General features: G+C 31.7%; 21 protein-coding genes and 1 pseudogene. 3 read left to right on the top strand and 19 right to left on the bottom strand.

Annotation, left to right across the window (positions count from 1 at the left end; genetic code table 11):
- The 3 genes from rsmH to bshC all read right to left on the bottom strand — a co-directional run bounded on the left by rsmH (position 1) and on the right by bshC (position 3,145).
- The gene (rsmH, locus tag KA894_RS04955) at positions 1-936 is read right to left on the bottom strand and encodes a 16S rRNA (cytosine(1402)-N(4))-methyltransferase RsmH (protein WP_119487928.1); all 936 of its coding nucleotides are present in this window, start codon (positions 934-936) and stop codon (positions 1-3) included.
- 14 nt (positions 937-950) lie between these two features.
- Positions 951-1,382, bottom strand: a complete 432-nt coding sequence (gene mraZ, locus KA894_RS04950) for a division/cell wall cluster transcriptional repressor MraZ (RefSeq protein WP_096810345.1) — start codon at positions 1,380-1,382, stop codon at positions 951-953.
- Between the two features lie 149 nt (positions 1,383-1,531).
- Positions 1,532-3,145, bottom strand: coding sequence for a bacillithiol biosynthesis cysteine-adding enzyme BshC (gene bshC / locus KA894_RS04945; protein ID WP_115342232.1), 1,614 nt, complete (start codon positions 3,143-3,145; stop codon positions 1,532-1,534).
- Between the two features lie 284 nt (positions 3,146-3,429).
- Here bshC and KA894_RS04940 point away from each other — a divergent pair, with 284 nt between their 5' ends.
- The gene (locus KA894_RS04940; RefSeq protein WP_096810347.1) at positions 3,430-3,870 is read left to right on the top strand and encodes an N-acetyltransferase; all 441 of its coding nucleotides are present in this window, start codon (positions 3,430-3,432) and stop codon (positions 3,868-3,870) included.
- 280 nt (positions 3,871-4,150) lie between these two features.
- Here the strand turns inward: KA894_RS04940 and KA894_RS04935 are convergent, their stop codons facing one another.
- The 5 genes from KA894_RS04935 to KA894_RS04915 all read right to left on the bottom strand — a co-directional run bounded on the left by KA894_RS04935 (position 4,151) and on the right by KA894_RS04915 (position 8,838).
- The gene (locus KA894_RS04935; RefSeq protein ID WP_210133807.1) at positions 4,151-4,837 is read right to left on the bottom strand and encodes a YjjG family noncanonical pyrimidine nucleotidase; all 687 of its coding nucleotides are present in this window, start codon (positions 4,835-4,837) and stop codon (positions 4,151-4,153) included.
- 159 nt (positions 4,838-4,996) lie between these two features.
- Entirely contained in the window at positions 4,997-5,131 is a 135-nt protein-coding gene (locus KA894_RS04930) for a beta-class phenol-soluble modulin (RefSeq protein WP_096810349.1), read from the bottom strand.
- A gap of 37 nt (positions 5,132-5,168) precedes the next feature.
- Complete coding sequence (locus tag KA894_RS04925; RefSeq protein WP_096810350.1) at positions 5,169-5,303, bottom strand: beta-class phenol-soluble modulin; 135 nt, start codon at positions 5,301-5,303, stop codon at positions 5,169-5,171.
- Positions 5,304-5,345: 42 nt separating this feature from the next.
- The gene (locus KA894_RS04920; protein ID WP_096810351.1) at positions 5,346-5,480 is read right to left on the bottom strand and encodes a beta-class phenol-soluble modulin; all 135 of its coding nucleotides are present in this window, start codon (positions 5,478-5,480) and stop codon (positions 5,346-5,348) included.
- Between the two features lie 1,735 nt (positions 5,481-7,215).
- A complete protein-coding gene (locus tag KA894_RS04915) occupies positions 7,216-8,838 on the bottom strand; it encodes a BCCT family transporter (protein ID WP_096810352.1) in 1,623 nt (540 codons plus the stop codon).
- Between the two features lie 271 nt (positions 8,839-9,109).
- On the opposite strand from KA894_RS04915, the gene KA894_RS04910 reads away from it, so the two are divergent.
- Together KA894_RS04910 and KA894_RS14680 are read left to right on the top strand one after the other, a co-directional pair.
- A complete protein-coding gene (locus KA894_RS04910; RefSeq protein WP_103373263.1) occupies positions 9,110-9,541 on the top strand; it encodes a GNAT family N-acetyltransferase in 432 nt (143 codons plus the stop codon).
- Positions 9,542-10,771: 1,230 nt separating this feature from the next.
- Positions 10,772-10,939, top strand: a pseudogene (locus KA894_RS14680) (transposase); the annotation flags it as partial.
- Positions 10,940-12,490: 1,551 nt separating this feature from the next.
- Here the strand turns inward: KA894_RS14680 and KA894_RS04905 are convergent.
- From KA894_RS04905 to KA894_RS04855, 11 genes are all read right to left on the bottom strand, one after another.
- A complete protein-coding gene (locus tag KA894_RS04905) occupies positions 12,491-13,936 on the bottom strand; it encodes an SH3 domain-containing protein (RefSeq protein ID WP_103372652.1) in 1,446 nt (481 codons plus the stop codon).
- A gap of 57 nt (positions 13,937-13,993) precedes the next feature.
- Positions 13,994-14,314 (bottom strand): holin, encoded by a 321-nt coding sequence (locus KA894_RS04900; protein WP_147641501.1) that lies wholly within the window; start codon positions 14,312-14,314, stop codon positions 13,994-13,996.
- A 115-nt stretch (positions 14,315-14,429) separates the two neighbouring features.
- Positions 14,430-14,828, bottom strand: coding sequence for a hypothetical protein (locus KA894_RS04895; RefSeq protein WP_210133805.1), 399 nt, complete (start codon positions 14,826-14,828; stop codon positions 14,430-14,432).
- The gene (locus KA894_RS04890; protein ID WP_115342520.1) at positions 14,815-15,237 is read right to left on the bottom strand and encodes a hypothetical protein; all 423 of its coding nucleotides are present in this window, start codon (positions 15,235-15,237) and stop codon (positions 14,815-14,817) included. Before KA894_RS04890 ends, KA894_RS04895 begins: the two co-directional genes overlap by 14 nt.
- A gap of 37 nt (positions 15,238-15,274) precedes the next feature.
- Positions 15,275-15,436 (bottom strand): XkdX family protein, encoded by a 162-nt coding sequence (locus KA894_RS04885; RefSeq protein WP_210133803.1) that lies wholly within the window; start codon positions 15,434-15,436, stop codon positions 15,275-15,277.
- A 1-nt stretch (position 15,437) separates the two neighbouring features.
- On the bottom strand, positions 15,438-15,821 hold the full coding sequence (locus KA894_RS04880) for a DUF2977 domain-containing protein (protein ID WP_210133801.1): 384 nt from the start codon (positions 15,819-15,821) through the stop codon (positions 15,438-15,440).
- Positions 15,821-17,281, bottom strand: a complete 1,461-nt coding sequence (locus KA894_RS04875; RefSeq protein WP_210133800.1) for a BppU family phage baseplate upper protein — start codon at positions 17,279-17,281, stop codon at positions 15,821-15,823. The genes KA894_RS04880 and KA894_RS04875 overlap by 1 nt, the downstream gene beginning before the upstream one ends.
- Before the next feature lie 10 nt (positions 17,282-17,291).
- A complete protein-coding gene (locus tag KA894_RS04870) occupies positions 17,292-19,196 on the bottom strand; it encodes a phage baseplate protein (RefSeq protein WP_210133798.1) in 1,905 nt (634 codons plus the stop codon).
- Positions 19,183-19,398 carry a hypothetical protein gene (locus tag KA894_RS04865; protein WP_210133796.1) on the bottom strand — a complete coding sequence of 72 codons (216 nt, stop codon included), beginning with the start codon at positions 19,396-19,398 and terminating at the stop codon, positions 19,183-19,185. The genes KA894_RS04870 and KA894_RS04865 overlap by 14 nt, the downstream gene beginning before the upstream one ends.
- Positions 19,388-20,974: a phage tail protein gene (locus tag KA894_RS04860; protein WP_210133794.1), complete on the bottom strand. Its 1,587-nt coding sequence runs from the start codon at positions 20,972-20,974 to the stop codon at positions 19,388-19,390. Before KA894_RS04860 ends, KA894_RS04865 begins: the two co-directional genes overlap by 11 nt.
- A gap of 8 nt (positions 20,975-20,982) precedes the next feature.
- The gene (locus KA894_RS04855; protein ID WP_210133793.1) at positions 20,983-21,810 is read right to left on the bottom strand and encodes a distal tail protein Dit; all 828 of its coding nucleotides are present in this window, start codon (positions 21,808-21,810) and stop codon (positions 20,983-20,985) included.

Here is a 21,810-nt window from a genome sequence, read left to right as displayed (position 1 = left end):
TCATTTTAATATTTCTGCTACGCGTAACTTCGCACTACGTGCTCGGTTATTTTCTTCTAAATCTTCATCTGTAGCTATAATCGGTTTTCGATTAACACGTTTCAATTTAGGTGTATAAGCCTCCGGTATGATAGGCAGTCCTCTTGGGACTTCTGGGCCTTTTTCATATTCTTGAAACATTTGCTTACAAAGTCGATCTTCTAATGAATGGAAGGTAATAACAGAGATTCTTCCATCTACGTTAACTAAATCAATTGCTTGTTCTAAAGAATCTTCAAAAGCAGATAACTCATCGTTAACTGCGATTCTAATTGCTTGAAAAACCCTTTTCGCAGGGTGCCCACCTTTTCTTCTTGCTTTAGCTGGAATACCTTCTTTGACAATATCTACAAGTTCTAATGTTGTTTCGATAGGCTTTTGCGCTCTGTTTTGTTCAATGCGTCTTGCAATTTGTTTCGAAAATTTTTCTTCTCCATAACGATGGAAAATTCTAACTAATTTTTCGAACGGCCACTCATTTATCACTTCATAAGCTGATAATGGTTGAGATTGGTCCATACGCATATCCAATTTGGCATCATTATGATAACTAAATCCTCTTTCAGGTACATCCAATTGGGGGCTAGACACACCTAGGTCATAATAAATGCCATCTACTTTTTCAATATTTAAATCATCTAAAATTTCAGTTAATTTTCTAAAGTTGTTATGGACGAAAGTAACTTTATGTATGTGGTCTTTCAATACTTCTTTCGCATTTTCAATCGCTGTTGTATCTTGGTCAATTGCGATCAGTCTACCTTCGTCACCGAGTTGATTTAATAAATAGAGTGCATGTCCTGCTCCACCTAAAGTACAGTCGACATATATGCCATCTTCTTCAATATTTAACTCATCGATAGTTTCTTTTAGCATTACGCTGACATGATGAAACAATTTAACGCCTCCATTTAAAATTCAAAATCAATTAAGTCTTCAGCAATATCTTCAAAACTGTCTTCTGATTCATCATAAAAATCGTTCCAAGTTTCTCTATCCCAAATTTCAATACGATTTGAGACACCTATTACTGTACATTCCTTATTTAAGTTGGCATATTTCCGCAGATTTTGTGGAATATTAATACGCCCTTGTTTATCCAGTTCTACTTCAACAGCACCTGAAAAGAACATACGCATAAACTTACGCGCGTCTTTCTTAGTCATCGGTAAAGTCTTCATCTTCTCTTCAATTACTTGCCATTCTTCCAAAGTGTAACCAAATAAACATTTATCAAGGCCTCGGGTGATTATAAATCGTTCATTCAAGTCATAACGAAACTTGGAAGGAACTATCATACGTCCCTTTGTATCCAATTGATGCTCGTATTCACCCATGAACATTTATAATCACCTCACCTTCTCATATATATAATTTACCACATCTCACCACTATCCTCCACTAATTATACAATTTTCACCAAAATTTCTTGAATTATAGAAAAAAACACCCGATTCATCTAGTTGATGAATCGGGTATTCCCCTTGTCGCTCTAAGGCTTAATTAATATATGATCAAATGTGTAAGAAAGTGGTGGATAGGTGGAGGGACTGAACACATCTATCCCAAAATCGTTCATAATTTGAAGTGGATTCCAAATTCTTTCTTGGAGCCCACCCATAGGATGGAGAGTCTCACTGAGTTCTTCAAAGTGTTTCATGCTAATATCATTTTCTCTCTCAATATTTAATAGGTATCTCTTCAGTAAATAATCAAATTGGTTTTGATGAATCTCATTATTTTTACTCAATAGCACTTCGTTATCGTGATTTCCTTTTACTTCTGTTTGAAGAGACTGATATATAGACTTTTGCTGTTCACTCAACGATTTAATTTGGTCAATAAATGATTGAGAAGCTTGCGCCCTTATAAATTTATCTTTATCTTCAGTAACGCCCTTTTCAATAATATTATTTTTATCCAAATGGTATTGATCTAACAACTTTTCAATTCTAGTGTTTAAATAAGTGATTCTTAAACGTGGTAATACGATAGGCATAGAAACTTCTAATATTCGAAAGGCTTCACTCAATTCAGTCCAATACTTAATTTCACTTGGTCCGCCGACAAACGCTACTGTGTTAAATAGCCATTCTTCCATGATTGGCCTAGTAACCACATTATTTGAAAATCTTTCAGGTTCTTTTTCAACTATATCGAGCACTGCTTGTTTCGATAACACCTTCTCCGATTTATTTAAATAGAATTGACCATCTTTAACAGTCAGCAACTGTCTCATGTTATCTTCGTGGATAAACAAATGTACATTTGTATCAGTTTGGATCATTTGCTCCAAACCGCTATCAATCGTTTGAGCTTGTGTTTGTCTGAATGCGTCGTCCACATCTTGGTGATTTTCTATCATTTTTTTGAAAAGTGGCTGTTCTAACTGACGCAACGCTTTATAATCAGCGTCAATCAACAACACACCATAAGCCTTAAAAACTTCATGCAATAACGCTTTAAACATATCCGTCCAACCATCATAGTTATCGATGATATTTCTACACATGTTTAATAATTGCTTAGAAGATGATGTTTCTTTTAATTCTTTAAAAAACTGATTCAACGCTTTATGTAATTCTGCTTTGTCTGGCGTGTACTTTGAGACACTAGATTCTGGTGGCGTCATAGTACTATACTTAATTTTTTGTAACTTCGCCTTTTGTTCATTAAATACATAAGTATGATTGATTTCTTCAAAATCGTGATCTTCACCAGCAATCCAAAACACAGGCACGACGTGTGTATCATAATCATTTGATAATTTTTCACTTAATGTAATGATTGAGAATATTTTATGAAATGTGTATAAAGGACCTCCAAACAAACCAGCTTGTTGTCCACCAATCACAACTTTCGCACCGTCACTAAGCGCTTTTAAATTTTCAACTTGTTGATTATCTAATGATAAATCACTCATATAGCGTTCAATAATATCAGCAAGCGCTGTTTCTCTACCATTACTTTCTGAAAATAATCTTTCTTCATAATGCTTTTTATCCATTGCATCAAAGTGGTAATATTTAGCTAAAGTGGAATCACTATTTTTTATTTTTGGTATAAATTGATCTTTTTCATTAAGTTTCGTTGTTATACAATCCATTCGTAATTCTCCTTATGTTACTCTATTCCTATTTAGTATAAAGTTTATATTCAACGTTGACAATTTTACGGCTTATAATATTAATAAAATTCAAGTTATTTTGCTATTAATAGTAGATATTGTTCGAAGTTATTGTTCATGTAACAAAAATAATTTTACTTTGCGTAACAGACGATAACAATTTGATTTTAATAATAAACAAAATGTTTTAAGCATTCATTTTTGTGAAATATCTATTAAAATAAGGTATAATAATAAGTAATAACGCAAAGGGGGAAGCTACAGTGAGTAATGTAAAACGTCTTGATATTAATTATAAAACAGATGAATTATTCGAAGATTTCAGAAACTTCGGAAATGAAGATTTATATTTAGTAGATGAGCTGCGTGGAGAAATGATTGATGCTAGTTCAGACTCACCATTTTATGGTATATACGTTGGCGACAGGTTAGGCGCACGTATGGCTTTATACCGTAAAGGGGAAGTCGAAGAAGTATATTTCTCTGATTTTGATGACTATAACGTACTATGGAAATTAGAAGTATTACGCGATTTCCAAGGACGCGGTTATGGTAAGGCACTTTTAGATTTTGCTAAGGAACAAGGCCAGCCTATTAAAGTAATTGCACGTAACCAATCAAAAGACTTCTTTATTAAACAAGGATTCAAAGATATTGAATTACAAAATAAAGACGGCCATGATGTACTGATTTGGACACCATAGCCATGCTGTATAACATAAATAAAATATAACAACATATATAAATTTAAAGTAACACGTTAAAAGTTATTAACCGCTTAAATGGATTATTTCAATCTTTGGGAGGTTAAGTAAACCTAAATAAAAAATATGACAAAAATCGCAATTTTATAAAATGATTTATCGTCACACTCAGACTATGGTGACTAAAAAAGGAAGTAAACGTTAAAGCACATCTCCAGGTTTAGTTATCCATAGTCTATTTATTTTTGAAGCTTAGGGTATCATTGATATCTCAGCTTTTTTATTTTGTCAGTTTCAATAATTGATCGAGCGAATCAATTGTGAAATCAGGATTGATATCAGTTTCATTCAACTTATTTCTTGGATTAAACCAACACGTTTTAATATTAGCGTTGATGCCACCTAATATATCTGATGTGATCGAGTCACCCACAATCATTGCACACTCTCTTTTTTCTTCACCAATCTCATTAAACACGAAATCAAAGAATTCTGGCATTGGTTTTTGATAACCTGTTTGTTCTGAAACAAATACACCTTTGAACCAGTTACCTAGTTCAGTTCTTCCTATTCTCCTTTCTTGTGTTTCTAAAACGCCGTTTGTAACGATATACATATCATGTGTGTCTTTAAGGGCTTTAAGCGTTTCTACAGTATTCATAAAATACTTTATTGGTGCACTTGCGAGTTCATCTCTAAAAATCACATCCGCTTCTTGGCCATTAACGTTAATGTGATGTAAACCAAAATACGCTTCAAAGCGTTTGCTTAACACTTCTTCCTTAGTTAATCGATTTTGTTGAAAAGCTTCCCAATGAGCTTGATTAACAGACATGAATTTTTTCAAATCATTAGAATCCGTATGTAAGTTATATTTTTTTGTTAACGTGTGAAATGCATAAGCTTCTGCATCATGAAAATCGACAATAGTATCATCAAAATCAATAAGTAAACAATTGTTTTTCATTTTATCCCTGCTTCCCGTATTTCAAATTCTTTGTTTAATTACTTATTACCAAATCTTCAATATAATAATAGAATTCGATTACATCTTACCATAATTAGACAAGCACAAACAAAAAAGGCCAAGGTTATTACCCTGGCCAGTCCATATGAGTGATTAAATTTAAAATCCGAATAATTTACTTACTAAACCTACGCCATTTTCTACGATGCTTACAATACTTGTACCTAATTTTGCACCATCTCCTGCGATACCTGCTTGTACTGTTTCTTTAATTGCGTTAAATAAACCTTCCATTTAAAATCTCTCCTTTAATTTTTCCAAAATCTATATATTAAAATCCGAATAATTTACCTACTAAGCCTACTCCGCTCGATACAATGTCAACAATGCTTGATCCTAATTCTGAACCATTACCTGATTTTGCTGCTTGTACTGTATTTGCGATTGCTTCTGCTAATTTAGCCATGATTGAGCTCCCCTTTATATTTATAATTTTTTTATGTTAAAACTAGAATCCAAATAATTTACTTACTAAACCTACGCCATTTTCTACGATGCTTACAATACTTGTACCTAATTTTGCACCATCTCCCGCAATACCTGCTTGTACTGTTTCTTTAATTGCGCTAAATAAACCTTCCATTATAAACACTCCTTACTTAAGATACATGCTTATGACTGATTATTATGTTTTAAACGATATTGTTATTTTTTGAATTAAGTATCGTTTGTTATCTATACTATAGAACAATTAATAATCTCATTGGGTTTTTATTCATACTTCGTTGAAAAGAAGTAATAACTGTATTTAATTATATTTTTCGAGACAGTTTTGACTGCCTAATTGAATTTTTCGCAATTCAATTTTGTAAAATCATTATCCTTATTATTAATCATTTTCACTACTTTTAACTTTATTTTATGTAAAAACTGATTGTATTCAATCTCAATTGAAGATATTAAATACGCGTACGAACGATATAGAAAATGATTTTATCCCTTTTGAAAACCAATTATTAAAAATATATAAACTAGCACTTGATTCACAAATAAACTAATAATACTATAATGCTTATAAATTAATCAGAAATATAAATAATAATCCAAATGCACGAGCTGCTATTTATAAAAAACAATTTACAAGATAGCTATGACACATTAATTAATAAAGATAAATTTGTGATTGCTATTTTGGCTCAAACTTATAGTGTTAAAATACAGGTACACAAACTACATAATCAAATGACGTTATATGTATCCACGTATTGGATCCCCGCCAAATTATATTTGTAAGCGTTTTCGCACACTAAAATAATAGTTAATACTTATACAAAAATGATTTGGTTGCTGGAGACGAAGATGGGTGGGTTGCTCAGCGGCAAAGTTAAAATAGGCTTTTATACGAGAAGTTTCAAAGATAAATTGTTTAATAAAAAATTAAACGCCCAAAATTCAAATTAAAATTTCATAAAAAAGCGCCACTTCAAACTGAAGTAGCGCTTGCGCAAATTAATCATCGAATCAAGTGACCTTATAGTTATTTAATATATACCACTTATCACTAGAGTAAAACATATATTTTAAATCTACATAACATATTTATAGCTTGAATACTATGCAATTTAAATTATGAACTATAAATAATTAATCATCTATGCTATGACTCTTATATTATATTTCCTGTGTATTTATTTTAATTTACTCACTTCATTTTATAATAAAACACTGCTAAATCAGCAGCAATAGTATGTCAAAACAGCAGACTTTTTAGTTAGTATCCTTGATTTATTGATTAACCAAAATATTTTAATATATGGTATACAAGTATCAGTCACAAAAATATATCTGTAACAACTGGCGCCCAGTAATTTTATTAAACTTAGCTTAGAAGAAAGAAACAAAAAAGCCATTGGTATAATTAACAGCGCATAAATATAGAAATCTGTATTCTAAAAATTCTATGGAATTATTTATAAAAAGCCTCAAAATAACAAGAAGTATATTAAATCAATTTTCGGGACGTGTACCCTTCTTGGTTAAAATTTGTAAAATACAAAAACATAATTTTAAACAAAGTAAAAAGAACACATATTTTTAAATTCTATGCACGGCTTACTGGGGCTATAAACCATAGTTCATCCTCAAATATACAAATATACAAATATACGACACATTTGAGTGATAAATAAGATTTTTTACATACAAAATAAAATAAGCAGCCGAATTAACGACTGCCTTTATTTCATATTATAAAGAAATGCTCATATCAAGAAAACAAACCAATAATACCAAATTATATTAGCATAACAATTTATTAATTTGTTCAATTATCCTTAGGGATGTAAATAATACGCCTATTTATTATAGAAAGATAGTTATCATTCTGAATTCCTAGTTGCTTTTCTTCTTTCAATAATTTCTTCTTCGTAGCCTTCTTGGTTCCTTTTCAAATAACTTTCCATACGTTTTTTGTTAGGTTGTAAAGTCAACCCTAAAAACTTCCGTTCCTTGTTAGCATCTTTATAGAAGGATATCATCATCAGTATAATTATAACTGAGAAAGGCAATGCAGTCATAATCGCCATATTTTGTAATGCGCTCAATCCATTGTTTCCACCTGAAAAGAGTAATACAAACGCAATTAAGGCTTGGGCTAAGCCCCAAATAATTTTTATTGTCACTGATGGATTTAATGATCCAAACGTAGTTTGCATACCTAAAACAAATGTCGCTGAATCAGCTGATGTGACGAAAAACGTAACAATCAATATTAATGTAATAATTGATAGTACAAATCCTAATGGTACTGCATCAAAAACACCAAACAGCGCTGTTTCAGAAGGCATATCAAATATTTTCGGATGACTTTTAGCTGTTTCAATACCAAGTACACCAAAAGCAGAAAACCAAACTATACTCACTAACACTGGCGCTAATAAGACACCTGAAACAAATTCTCTTATTGAACGTCCTTTAGATACACGCGCTATAAATATACCTACAAAGGGACTCCAACTAATCCACCATGCTAATTGGAAAAATGTCCATTGTGACATCCACTGATGTTTTTGACCATTTAATGGCGCTGTATCAAACATATTATATAAGAACGTGTTTAAATATTCTCCAGTTGAAGTAGTTAACATATTTAAAATCAAAACGGTAGGTCCAATAATCAATACAATGATAAGTATTATTCCTGCAAGTCCAATATTTATGTTACTAATATATTGCATCCCCTTATTCAAGCCTGACCATGCGCTGCTAAGAAATAAGAATGTCACTATGACAATTACAATACCTTGCGTAGTAATATTGTTGGGAATATCAAATAAATAACTAAGTCCCCCTGATATTTGTAAAGCACCTAAACCTAATGAAACAGCTACACCGCCTATAGTTGCAAATACTGCAATCACATCAACAACTGTTCCTATTGGTCCCTCTACTTTATTACCAAAAATAGGTCGTAAAGTTCTCGAAATGAGACCAGGTTCATTTTTTCTATATTGAGAATAAGCTAAAGCGAGTGCTACTATACCGTACACGCCCCATGCATGGAAACCCCACTGCATAAATGAACCTCTTAAAGCTTCAGTATAAGCATGTGTTGTTTTAGGGTCGCCTGTAGCTGGGTTAGCAAAATGACTGATCGGTTCTGCTGCACCATAAAAAACAAGCCCAATACCCATACCTGCACTAAATAACATTGCAAACCACGAGATAGTATTAAAAGCTGGTTTATCTCCTGGTTTTCCTAATTTTAATTTTCCAATCGGGCTAAAAATTAAAAATATACAGAAAAATATCATTACTGCTACTATAATCATATAATACCAACCAAAATATTCAGTTATCCAAGATGTAATACTTGATCCAACTTTATTAAATTGGTTAGGAAATATTGCGCCTAGTATCACAAAAACTGCAGTTATAATTATACTAAAAATAAAAACTGCAGATAGTTTTCTATTATTTAAATTTGGATTTTTTTGTTCCAAATTTATGAACCTCCTTTAAACTTAACGGTAAAAAACGACAAACCCCATAATACATTAAATTTACTTCCAAAAAAATACCAACGCTTTATAAAATAGGGATTTATAACAAAAAAGATACCCCGAAAAAAGGCCCCCATTTATTTTTATTAAAACGTATTTCGAAAGCGCGTGCGATTTAACACTTTCTTACCTTGATTTATGGGTTTGCTTATTAAGTTAATTTTATTATAATGAATATCAAAATAAAAAGTAAAAACAAGGAGCCAGAAATATGCATTTATCCAAAATAAAACTTCAGGAAAAAGATTATCCAAAAGCATTAGAAATATGGGAAAAATCTGTAATTGCAACACATGACTTTTTAAAAGAAAAAGATATTTTGGAATTAAAAAATGAAATTCCAACTTATTTCAAATATGTAAAAGCTTATTTATGGTTCAATGATAAAGAAGCAATTGGTTTTTCAGGCACAAACGAAAAAAACTTAGAAATGCTTTTTATAGATCCTAAATATTTTAGAAATGGGTATGGAACAGAAATACTTCAATATCTCATTCAAGAAAACAAAGTACATTACGTTGACGTCAACAAAGACAATCATAACGCTGTAAAATTTTATGCCAAAAATGGATTTAAAAAATATAAAGAATCTCAAAAAGACGGTCAAGGTAGAAACTATCCTATTTTACATCTTAAATTATAATTTTTCACTTATTAACAATAGGCTCTGACCCCTCTTAATTTAGTAGTTTATTCTAATAATTTTAGTTTTATTTTTGATTTTACTCTCTAATGTAATGTTAGTTAATTCTATCTTTTCTAATCTTGTCAAAGCACCTAACTTTTTGAAAATTCGTATGTTTTCTTTTTAATCTCTTCTTAACTTTCCCCATTACATCTGATAGTTCATCATATAATATTCCATTATTTTTTAATTTAGTAACATTTTCACTTTGAATGTTTATCGAGACATAATAAAGTCCTGTTATATCAACGTTTTATTTAACGATATATAATGGGGGAGAGCCATACACTCTCCTGAGAAGGATTTAGCAAATAGCTTTATAGTCTTTGTGAATGTGTTTTTGTAGCCGTATTGTGTCCATTATTTTTACGCACATTAATCGGTAGATTTATTTTATCTCCACAGTATCTTTTAAATTAATCTAGTTTTATATGTAATAATTTTTTGCACACTAAAACATCCCCTAATTATTAATAAAAGCGGGATACTTAAAAAATAATAAACAGAAGATATGGTAATCTGATTAAGTGTAAATAATATTTGGAGATGTAATTGTAGTATCCCCTGCCATTTTTTCTCAAACTTAAAGGTGAAAAAATCAATAAACAGAAATAAAAAATATACTTTTTTAGAAATATCTATACTATTACAAAAGATAGCGGAACCTAAAGTAATAGCAGGGATTTAGAGGTGTCGTTTAGGATATTATCAATTAATGATTCAATAATAATGTTCTACTTACTTTACAATTAAACTTAAAAAACAATAACTTTTTATACAAATTTTTATTGAACGTAAAAATGATACTTAAAAATTAAAAAAGGCCCCCAATTAAGAGGACCTCAGGATTATAAGGAGTTGCGTTCTCCTCCACGCCAAAGGGCATGTAAGAGAAGAAACTCATTATTTCCTTAACGCCCTAAGGCGTGTACCCTAAGTTTAACTTATTAAATTTAATAAGTAAATTAAAAATAGTAATTTGAGATTTATTCATATTACTCTCTATTTTATCTCCATAATATCTTTTAAATTAACTTTACGTAACACAGTTTGTTCATATAAGTATAGTAATTATTCATAGCTATCTACTTTGTGAATGTGCCCTTCTATATTAGGGTCCTTTTCGCTACAGGTTATGCAAAAAGTGGCGAATGCCATTAAAATTATCAATTATCATTAAAATACCCTAATATGAGCAATGCTCCAATAGAAGGTATCAATAATAAAGTTAAACTTATTAAATGAATATCGTTTGGATATAAAAATCATGATAATTTGCGTAATCGTATCTTACTAACTTCACGGCTTTATACTTCTTCAATCAAAAAAGAGATTAAGCAACCTAATATTGCCTAATCTCAAAAATGGTATCAGTCCTCTTTGACAAAGAGTCTAAAAAATTAAGAAATGCAAATATGTCGTAACCATATTTGTGGCCACGCATACAAATTTTGTAACCACCATGTGACCAAAAATTATAAAACATATAAAAATATAATTTTAGACAAAATAAAAAGAACGCTGACATATCAACGTTCTTGGTTAAGTATATGTTATAGAATTTGGTGTAATTCTATGCATTAGTGTCCTGGGAGGGCATTTGTATACTTTCGAATATAATCGAAAAACGTATAACTAAAGGATTTTAGTGTATATACTTTAGAACGGAATGGAAAGAAACAGAAACATTTTGACACGTATTTGACACGTGACCCACCTCAATTGGTGGGTTTATTTATGTAAAAAATAACCACCCAGTGACAAGTTGGGTGGCTATAATTCGTTATAGAGTAAGGAAATAGTGAATACTCTGGCTATATGATTGATAAACTTGTCAATCACCTGGATAAATATAATAAAACTCCACTTCCCACAGTGGATAAATTGTTGGATTTACTGTTGTTTAATAGAAGAAGTAGGACGGGTTCCTACTTCTATCTACACACTAACACTAATCTATATTATTACAAGTTAATACTCTTATAAATATTTTGTTATATAAATAACCACCCATGGACATGCTTGAGTGGTTGACGAAATAAATATAAGGGCTGCATGTATTACATATTATAACATAAAAAAACAGGGCAGACACCGCTATGTGCCTACCCTAATGAAAATGTAGTGACAAGATATCATAGTAATCACTTATTAACTATAGTTATAACGTAGAAAAGACAGCTCCGAAAGTCCGCCTAATCTATTGTATGGTTAATAATAATTGTGCCTATAATACACAATAAAAAAGCGCCTCGTAAAGAGACGCTGAATATATTATAAGGTCAATCACAGTGGATTGCGTGGCTTTAAAGCCTATTTATAATTTAACATATTTTTCCGTTTAATCAAATAAAAAAAGAGCAGACACGGGACAATGTGCCTACTCAGTGTGAACTATAAATACAATCATTGAAAGCGCATTTATATAATAATATAAAAAATACACCCCGTAAAGGGGTGTTGTGAAAACTCATTTTTAAAATGAGACGATAAATACAGTTGGTATTATATCAACGTATTTATTATATTAGCATAAATTTTTAATTATGCAAGTTAATAAAAAAGACAAGCACAAAGGCCTGTCTCTTCATACTCGCATGTTTTAATAAAAATAAAGGAACGTGAATATATGTCTATCTATAAACTATCACTTTCTAATGACTCGGTCAAATAAAATAAAAAATAGGCGAACTTGAAAGTCCACCTATTCATTCGACGATTAATTATTTTAAGTTACATAGAAAGGAGTCTAAGCTCTCTGCAATTAACTTACCATTTTTTATAAACTTAATCAAGTTAAAATAAAGGAAGGCACCCCTAAAGGATGCCTCATGCGTAAAAAAATAGAATTGGTGAGTCAATAAATAATCATTGCCTCTATTTATAATGTAACATATGAGAATTAGTTTAGCTAATAGTTCCCCATAAATTCCCTAAACCTTGATTAGGAGGAGCTACTCCATTCCATGTACGTATTGGTAAATATCTTCTACCATTAAAACTATCGTAGCCTACCCATACATGCCCATCTTGTAACATCACTTCATCATATTTAATAGATTCACCAGGTTGTAACCACCCACTAATTGCTAAGTTAACAAATGGACCTATCATGTGTACTGCTATAGGTTCATTACCTACTTTGAACGTAGCTTGTTCAGACATATACCAAGTATTATGTTCATTTTGTTGCCAACCTGTATTAGTTGCAAGTTTGTTGTTACTAGTCGGCTTGTTTATAACTGTGGAGCCCTTAGGAATTTTCCCGTTATAATATTGTTTGATTTGGCTAATGAAATAATCTTTTGTTTTATTAACAATATCTTGCGGCGCTCTTTGTGTTGATGTGTAACCGGCGTGTAGTGCCATTGATCTATGTGGACATTGCGTAGGTGAAAACTCGTTGTGTAATCTAACAGTGTCTCTATTGACCGGTAATTTCCATTTTTTTAACATACGCGCTGCTTCTTGGAATACGGCTTGCTCATTATCTAAAAATGTTTTATCACTCGCTGAAAACGATTGGCATACTTCGAAACTGTAATAGTCTCTATTACCTTCTTCGTCTGCTGTAGCCCATGCGATACGACTTTCAGGTAATGCTTGCCAAACAGTATCACCACTAATATAACTATGTGCTATACCGATTGCTAATCTTGAATAAGGTGCGTTTACTAAACTATTGTGGTATTGCATAGCCGAAGAACTTCCTGCATCATTATGAATGACTACGCCTTTAGGTTTATAGCCACGTTTAGGTAATTTATATCCTTTAACTTCATCTCGGTTATATTTTAATTTCTTCATTTGTTTTTTTGCTTGTTTTTTCTTTTTCTTAGTTGTTTTCTTACTATCAGCTACCTTAGGCACCCAGAAACCAGTACAACCATAGTAATTATCTGTGCGTAGTTTAGGTGGTAAATTAGCTTCATTATTCCAATTTTGTTCTAGAACTTGTACAGTATTAACATTCGCTTTAGCGTAAACAATCCAAATATGACCATATTTTTCATACCCTGGTGTCCCAAAGTTAGCTACGCCAATTGCGCCAACGGGTGGTACGTAATTGGGTGTATTATCATGCCATGTAAAGTAAGGTCCTAGTTTATTATCCACTGCATCTTTAGCATCACCCCACATTTTTACTTTGTTATCAGTAAACCACAAGACATAATCAATAATTAGATCCATACATTGGGCGTTAAATCTTTTATCTGCATCAATAGCACCCGGTTGCATTGGCAAATAGCCTGGTTCTCGATAAGTTAATTTTGTAATTCTATAAGGACTATCTACTGTCCCTTTTTTATAAGCTTTTAATCTGTCGTTAATCTGTTTTTGCGTTTTACTCAATTTAAATCACTCCTTTATATAATTAAAAAAGCTGACGATATACGCCAGCTCTAATTGTTAACTTTTAGGTAAACCACTATTGCCACCTAATTCATCTTTACTCTTATTATCTTTACTAGATCCTTTCTTATCCTTGAACGTTTCCCAAATACCAGTTGCCATTAGTCCACTTATGAGACCAGCTAGTAATCGACCAGCAATAGATAGTTCAGAAACAATTTCTGGTATAAAAGCAGTTAATCCACCTACTATCACACCAATAAATATTGAAATAATTGGTATAATATTTTTCGGAATTGCTTTTGTTCGTTTTATTACTTCTGTTAGTGCAATAGTTATTACAGAAATAACCCCTGCAAATGCTATAATTTGTTCCATTTATAAAAACCTCCATTTATAATAAAAACAGGACGCTGAGAAACGCCCTGTGTTGCATCGAGAAATGTATTTACCTGTCATTGTGCATAATAAAAAGCCGACACAATGTGCCGACTTATTTAAAAAAGATATTTGCTACCAAAGAGATAAGTGGGACTAATACAACCCCTGCAAATCCCAACCAGTAGCCAATAACTTCTCTGTTTCCTTTTGCTTCTGCTTCTACAGTTCCTTGCAAACTTTTAATTTCTTTTTCATGACTTTTTGTTTCGTATTCTAAATCAGTAACTCTAGTTCCTACCGTCGATAATGATTCACTCATTTTTTCTAAATGTTTCTCAGATCTAGCTTGTGATTCAAATGCTTTCTCTTGTAGCAATGTCTGTCTATCTACTTTATTAAGCAAACTATTAAAATTGTCTGTGTGTTTGTTATCTACTTCGTTTATGCGTTCGTGTATCTTACCCCTTGACCTTTCCCATTCGTGTCTTAGAACGTATCTATCTTCGTCCATAAATACCTAAGCCACCTAAGAAACCAACAAATCCAAGCCATGCAGTCATAGCTACAAATTGTGCTGGTGTTAGCCAATTGAGTGAATTATATATACCTGCCGAAGCCATTAAGAAGTGGATAATTGCACTCCCTGTGCCACCTATTAACATAAAATAGTTCGAAGTATTGTTTACAGACCGTTTACCAAAGAATAGACTTGCTAGGATTAGACAAGTACCAAATACAATCAATAGTAATCCCCATATCCATATAGGCATAACTTCATGTAATGCTTGATAGAATTCACTTTCATTAAGTACATCTTCTTGTCTTACAAACCAGTAGAAACCACGTATATCTACAAACACACCTAAACCAAACAGTGATAAAGTTGCCAATCTATCGTGTATTGTAAAGTTTTCACTCATGCGTTCACCTACTTCCATCTAAATTAAAACCACAAGCCTAAGCCTGTGGTTGTTCTGGGTATTTCTCTCCAGTAATTAATGCGTATTCTTCTTTATCGATAACTTCCATATCTACAAACCATTTTATTTGGTCATTTGTGTAAGAACCCCATCCATACATTGTTTTTATATCTTCGTAAGTTGGAAATAGTAATTTCATATTATTTATCCTCCTTCATATCTTCTAACTCTTTTTGTAATCTTGCTAATTCTTGAGCTAGTTTTGCATTTTGTTCCGAAAACTGTGAAACCATCATGTTCCCTTGTACTATTTGTACCTGCATACTAGCAAACATGTTTCTAAGCTCTTTATCCAGTCCTTTAGTATTTTCATCTAAATCTATTTCTGGTTGTTCATAGATTTCATCTGTTTTTTCTTTATAATTTTCATTTACTTTTATTTCATTGTCTTCAAATATATAATATCTAGGTTTGAAATTTACAATAAAGTTATCTGGTATATTGCTTATTTCAATACCATCTTCAAAACCACCTACTATTGCATAATTAATAATTTCATCATCGGTATTTATCAGTATTTGCATTATTTCCACCCCTCGATTCGGTATATAGCAAAAACATTGCTTGAGCTTATAGCTTTGCTTGTTTCAAAATTATAAGCAATATCATGTTTAATCTTTAAGTTTTTATTATCTATTACAGTTAATAAAGTTTCATAAAATTTACTCAAAGAACCACTATCATCTGATAAATTGAATCGTTGAATCACTAAATCATTATCTATAGTTTTTACTAATACTGGTTCGGTAAAAACACCGCCAGGGAACTCTCCACTAACAAACAACATGTTATAATTATATATGTCATCATCTAGTGTGAATCCCTTTCCTGTACCACTTACGTTGCCATCGAAAAGAATAAAGTGTTTGTTATTAATTTGTTCATCCGTGTATTGATTAGCATCTGTTAAAGTTTCATTAGCACGTGACTCGGCAGAATTTTGAGTTTCTATTTCTTCGTCTAGGGGTAGTGAAACTAATTTTTTCCAGCCACTGTCATTACCTTTATGAATATTTTTTTGAAATGTTTGCCCTGTATAGCTTAAAACAGCTTTTATTTGTTTTACGTCATCAAATGCTGTAGTAACGTCTATATTCCAATAAGTTCCACTATCATCATTGCCTACTGGCGCATTTTTCATTCTCCACATTTGATAATATCCACTTTCTAAATTTACAGGGTTAATATCAGATATTCTTATTCTATCTCCGTTACTCTGTGTCATTTTATGTTTTTGCCATTCCTCAGACTCCCCTTGAGTAACAACTTCACTATTTAAAACGCTCTCTTTAAACGACTCGTGTTTTTCATCCATATATTGTTTGTCAGCATCAAATTTGCTAGAATACTCACTTGCTTTACTATTCATTTCTTCTAAACGTATGTCTGCTAAATCATTTAATGTTTTAATATTATCGGTTTTAGCTATTTCAATATCAGTTAAACCTTTTTCTCTAACTTGTTCTAGTTGTGAAACATAATCCTCTGCGTTTGCCATATTATCTTCAATATCAGTAATACGATTAGCAATAATAGCCTGTAACTCATCATATTCAACGATATATTGAAGTTTGGTTTCCGCACTAATTTGGCTAATAATTGATTTTTCAATATCGAACGTTACGATTCGTTCAGCTACAGTTACATTAGAATTGCCTTTTTCAGATATAAAGATTTGCATTGTAACTGTACCTTCACGTTTTAATATATCATTAGGAAGATAATATTCAAATCGTCCATTGATATCTGGCTCGGTAAAATGCAAGGTATCTTTCACAAATGACCCATCACTGTGTTTTAGTGCAATATGACCAGTGACGTTTTCCGTACTCAATAATAAGGGTTTGTTGTCTTTTGTTACATTAAATACAAAAACCGCTGAATCTCTATCAGCGGTTGAAAAGCTAACATTTAATTTTGAACGAGGTTGATATTTTGCAGTGTTTTCCATATTGATAATTGAATTTTTATCTAAATTATTCATATTCATCCTCCTAGTTTACTTTTTCTCCTGGTATCATCCACCAATCACTGGAATCACCATTTGCTTGATAAGTTTTATAAAGAATTTCCATTCTCACAGAAGACACATTTCTAACAACTCTCTGTACAAAACCTCCCTTATTGCTAGGTTCTACATGTATCACCCATCCTGAAATTCCTTTTTTACTTGAGGGGAAATCACTCATTCTTTTAGAGTCTTCTGTTGTCATATAATAACTCATGCCAACTATGTTTAAATCTGACATTTTGTTAATGTGAGTAGGTACTCTTTCCCATTCTCCTGCTGTTTTATAAACTAAATTCCATTCACCAACATCATCTGCACGTTTGGAAACAAATCTTTCAAAAGTAAGTAAGTTCCTGTTATAACTATTTCTGACTAACCTTTGTAGCACATCCCCACTCGTTTGAGGGGGCTCAACTTGGAAAAACCACCCTGCATCTCTCGACTTTTTATCCAAGGGAAAATCATCTATCTTTTTAGTATGAGTGGTATATAAATAATAATATCCAGGTTCTGTTATTTTAGATAACAGCCTTAAATTATTTGGATCGATTGGTAATGATTTCGTTCGTCCTCCAGTATCGGTTAAAGGCACTGGGGCCCCACGAGATTTCAACTTTTCTATTACCCCTCTTTGGGCAGCACCGTAAATTTTATGTGTTCTATTATTTGAACCGCCCACAGAAAAACCAATCAACAATGCTTTTCTTCCTTCATTGTCATAATAAAGTTGCATACCTTCCGGTTCTGCAAAATCTGCTGGATATATACCAGCAGAACCACCATAATCAATTACTGTACTATATATCTCTTTATGTGTTTTTAAATCAAAAGCTGTTAAGTAATTTTTGTTTTGAGGATTACTATTTCCTGTATACCAATACAATGTTTGGGAATCAAAAGCCACCCCTTGCATAGGTTGTGTTTTATCCCCAAAATACGTGTATTTCCCCGGTATATCCATTTTATAAATTATATTGTCAATTCTATTATCAATATCTTCAAGTTTTCTAATTTCAATATAATTTTGTGCATTTCTTATTGGTCGTTCTTCTTTGGGGTATTGTATTCTAAAAAGGATTAATCCTTCTTTTTCATTTATTACCGGTGTAATATACGGGTTTTCTGGATGTCCTGTAAACACTTCTTCCATTCCATAAGTACCATATACTATTCTAGTGTTAGGTTTATACTTGAAACGTACGATTTTTCTTTCTCCCTCATTGTCAATTATATGAGAATAAATCCATAATTCATCTCCTATATATCTATAACCATTGTGTGTTCCATGTCCTCCGTTTACTACCAAACTACTATCTATAAATTCTCCATTTGGTTTCAAACGAGATAACATGTAATCATCCCCTTGTGCCTGAGACATATAAATGATGCCAGTTCTATCATCAAACCAGGCATATTGCATAACAGTGTTTGTCAAAGGGCCTAAATCAGTAATATATAAAAATTCTTGTTTGTCTGGTTCAAAGCGATACTCTATATCTAACAATTCTTGTTTTGTTTGGTTGATTTCTGAAATTGTTTCTTCTTTGTTAATATGTGTACGTTCTTGCCAATCATTAATATTTTCTTTAAGAGTATTGAAATGATTACCAAACATATTAACTCTTGCTTGTACAATTTCGTTTGCACTATTATTTCTAGGTGCTAAGACCAAACGATTAATTTGTGTCTGTAAGTCCTCGAATGTTTCTTTTGATGTTCTAGCACCATGTTTGATTTGTGAAGAAGTATGAGCGTTCTTCTCATCTGTACGATGATAGTGAAAGTCATCTTTGATATAGTTTATATTTTCTATAATATATTTAAAATTACTAACCATCATACGTCTGTATTCTTGACCTAAGTCAATTGGAAAATTAAGATAATACATTGCCATCCCCCTTTTCTAAGTTTTCTATTTTTCGATCTAATTCATACACTCTATTCAATAAATAATAGTTGTCATTTTCTAACTTTGTTATTCTATCGTTCAAATTTTCCGGTAAACCTATAACATAATCAGCGTGGGCTACAGGTATAAAAGTATTTCCTTCTTTATCTTCTAAATATCTAACTTCTGCTTCATTCACCAATTAAAACACTCCCTACAGAATCTGAATAATTACTTGTAGACACAATTTGATTGGTTCTTCTTGCTCGTTCACTTATAACAAAATTATTCATATTTTTGATTTTCAAACTTTCTTGTAATTGAATTTTTAATATATCTTTGCTAGCATTGCTAAATTCAACTTCAACTGGTTTAGGGACAATCGGATGTGATTCAGTTATTTTGACCACTTTTAACTCCACGTTGTAACCCATCGGTTTGTGAATAAAACGAACTAAACTATTTTCTTTGATATCACCACTCTGGATATAGTGTTTATCTTCAACACTGCCTAAATAATTAGTAGCGATTTCCACGACTGGTTCATCTTGTAATTCATTTACCAACGTATTCATTAAATCATCGTAATTTAATGCTTCGTCATCATAAATTGTAGCTGCTTCTAAATGCCCAAAGGATTCATAATTAGGTGATTTATAAGTCGCTTTAGTGTGATACACATCTTCACCTTTTAACACTGCTGTTAAATTCAATACAGTGGATTTACTTGTCCCAACATACATACAAGGCGCTGACTTTTTATAGTCAACGCCACTTTTAGCTTTTTTAAATACTGCTTTAAATGTATGCTTACCTTTACTTAAACCACTTGCTATAATTATTTTTTCTGTTTCCGCATTTTTGCTATAACATTCAAATTCGCCCTTGCTTTGGTTGTCAATGAATACTTCTAATACGCCACCTTTAGACATTTTCTTTAAAGTCCATTCAAGACGTTCATTTCCCCATTTACACTCAAATTCTTTAGTATAACTTGCACCTATCTTTTCGGTTCTCCAAGTGCCTTCTTTGATGAAGGGTCCAGAATAACTTAAATCATTAGGCTTTATTGGATTATAGTTTTTTGTTTCTGATTTAGTTTTCTTTTTACCAAAACCTCGAATAATGGTTTTTAGATCAACTGTGTTTATCGTTACTTGTGCATCGTCATTATTATACTTATATATAATAGGCTCATCTGAACGTTCATAAAACGTTTCTTCATCATAAATATAAATTGTTTTGTTGTCTGCAAAGTAAATATAACCGAATAATTCAGCACCTTCCACGAGTGCCTCTAAACCATTCTTTCCGCCTAATTCGTCTAGAGGCATACGTTTGTTAAATGTACCAACGAGTTTATACTTAAAGCCTATTTTATTTCCTTTGAAAATGTGGTTAATATATTCCTCTACTGTATAATTAGGTTTATTTTTTTCATCTTCATCAGTATTCAATTCTTCGTTTTCTAAATCTTTATCTATATAGTGATGTTGAAAGTCCATAAATATATGTTTGGCTTCTACTTCGTTCTTTAATACAACCCCATCATAAATAGGTTTTGTACTTTTAATAACATAGTATTGATCCTTCCATAACAACAACATTTCATTTGTAATCGTGTCGAAGATATCTGCATTTTCGGTAGATTTAAAAATAGTGAAACTAATTGATCTATCGTTATTTTTTTCATACTCATATTTAAAAGATTCATAATCTAAATCTGTAAGTATTTCTCCAAATTGTTGCTTTCTATTTGTCAAAATTAATGAGTCCACATAATCACCTACCTATAAATAAAGTTGAAACTCCATTTAGTTTCAACCGAAATAATACTATCGTCTTCAATTTTGATGGTGTTATATCCTGGTGCTAGTGTAATCCATTGCCAATTTGTATCAATGCCAACTCTGTTACCATCTAATAAAGGATGAATGCCTTGTATTGTTAATGTTTTACTTGGTGTTAGCGGCTTCTTATAAACAAATTTATCTTCTGTAGTTAGATTTCGAATAGTAATACCGTTTGGTGCATCAGCTTTAATTTGAATTTGTAATTTATGCCTTAGCAAAGGGTCTATCGTATCTGATGAGCCATTATATATATCGAAATAATCGCTAGTGTGTGTATATTTAATAGAATCATCAGCTCGAGCAACTGCTTCAAATTGCCAATCACCACTTGATAAACTAAATTGACTTGTGTCTTTTAATGATTCTGAATAACCTTTAAAAACAACGAAAGTAACTTCGAAAGTAGCAAATGAGTTAGTTAAATCATCATTATCATTGCTATCACAATACACTGCATATTTCTTACCAGGTGCATCACTATGCCACACATAATATGGTTCACGTTGGTATAAGATATTTCTTATCTTTTGTTTATACAACTTCAAATCGTTAGTATCTAAACCTTTAAACGAGAAATTTAAAACCAAATTAAAAGGACCGAACGTAGTCGGCCCCATTAGTACACCATCAGTACCATTGATTTCAGTTGTATTTGCGTTAACTTCCACATCTTCTTCAATGTGATCTAAAAATAATAAGTTAGGTGTATCGGTTAACTTAATATCAAAGTTATCATTAAATAACCTTACTTCTTTTTTCAA

This window comes from Staphylococcus sp. GDY8P131P (assembly GCF_017891975.1).
Classification (GTDB): domain Bacteria; phylum Bacillota; class Bacilli; order Staphylococcales; family Staphylococcaceae; genus Staphylococcus; species Staphylococcus nepalensis.
Note: the sequence above shows the minus strand (reverse complement) of the source record. Positions and strands in the feature narration are given on the sequence as shown.

Bases quoted from the DNA above. Each gene is read 5' to 3' on its own strand.
- mraZ (WP_096810345.1), bottom strand. From the start codon at position 1,382: ATGTTCATGGGTGAATACGAGCATCAATTGGATACAAAGGGACGTATG.
- bshC (WP_115342232.1), bottom strand. From the start codon at position 3,145: ATGGATTGTATAACAACGAAACTTAATGAAAAAGATCAATTTATACCA.
- KA894_RS04935 (WP_210133807.1), bottom strand. From the start codon at position 4,837: ATGAAAAACAATTGTTTACTTATTGATTTTGATGATACTATTGTCGAT.
- KA894_RS04930 (WP_096810349.1), bottom strand. From the start codon at position 5,131: ATGGAAGGTTTATTTAACGCAATTAAAGAAACAGTACAAGCAGGTATC.
- KA894_RS04925 (WP_096810350.1), bottom strand. From the start codon at position 5,303: ATGGCTAAATTAGCAGAAGCAATCGCAAATACAGTACAAGCAGCAAAA.
- KA894_RS04920 (WP_096810351.1), bottom strand. From the start codon at position 5,480: ATGGAAGGTTTATTTAGCGCAATTAAAGAAACAGTACAAGCAGGTATT.
- KA894_RS04910 (WP_103373263.1), top strand. From the start codon at position 9,110: ATGCATTTATCCAAAATAAAACTTCAGGAAAAAGATTATCCAAAAGCA.
- KA894_RS04900 (WP_147641501.1), bottom strand. From the start codon at position 14,314: ATGGAACAAATTATAGCATTTGCAGGGGTTATTTCTGTAATAACTATT.
- KA894_RS04895 (WP_210133805.1), bottom strand. From the start codon at position 14,828: ATGGACGAAGATAGATACGTTCTAAGACACGAATGGGAAAGGTCAAGG.
- KA894_RS04890 (WP_115342520.1), bottom strand. From the start codon at position 15,237: ATGAGTGAAAACTTTACAATACACGATAGATTGGCAACTTTATCACTG.
- KA894_RS04885 (WP_210133803.1), bottom strand. From the start codon at position 15,436: ATGAAATTACTATTTCCAACTTACGAAGATATAAAAACAATGTATGGA.
- KA894_RS04880 (WP_210133801.1), bottom strand. From the start codon at position 15,821: ATGCAAATACTGATAAATACCGATGATGAAATTATTAATTATGCAATA.
- KA894_RS04875 (WP_210133800.1), bottom strand. From the start codon at position 17,281: ATGAATAATTTAGATAAAAATTCAATTATCAATATGGAAAACACTGCA.
- KA894_RS04870 (WP_210133798.1), bottom strand. From the start codon at position 19,196: ATGTATTATCTTAATTTTCCAATTGACTTAGGTCAAGAATACAGACGT.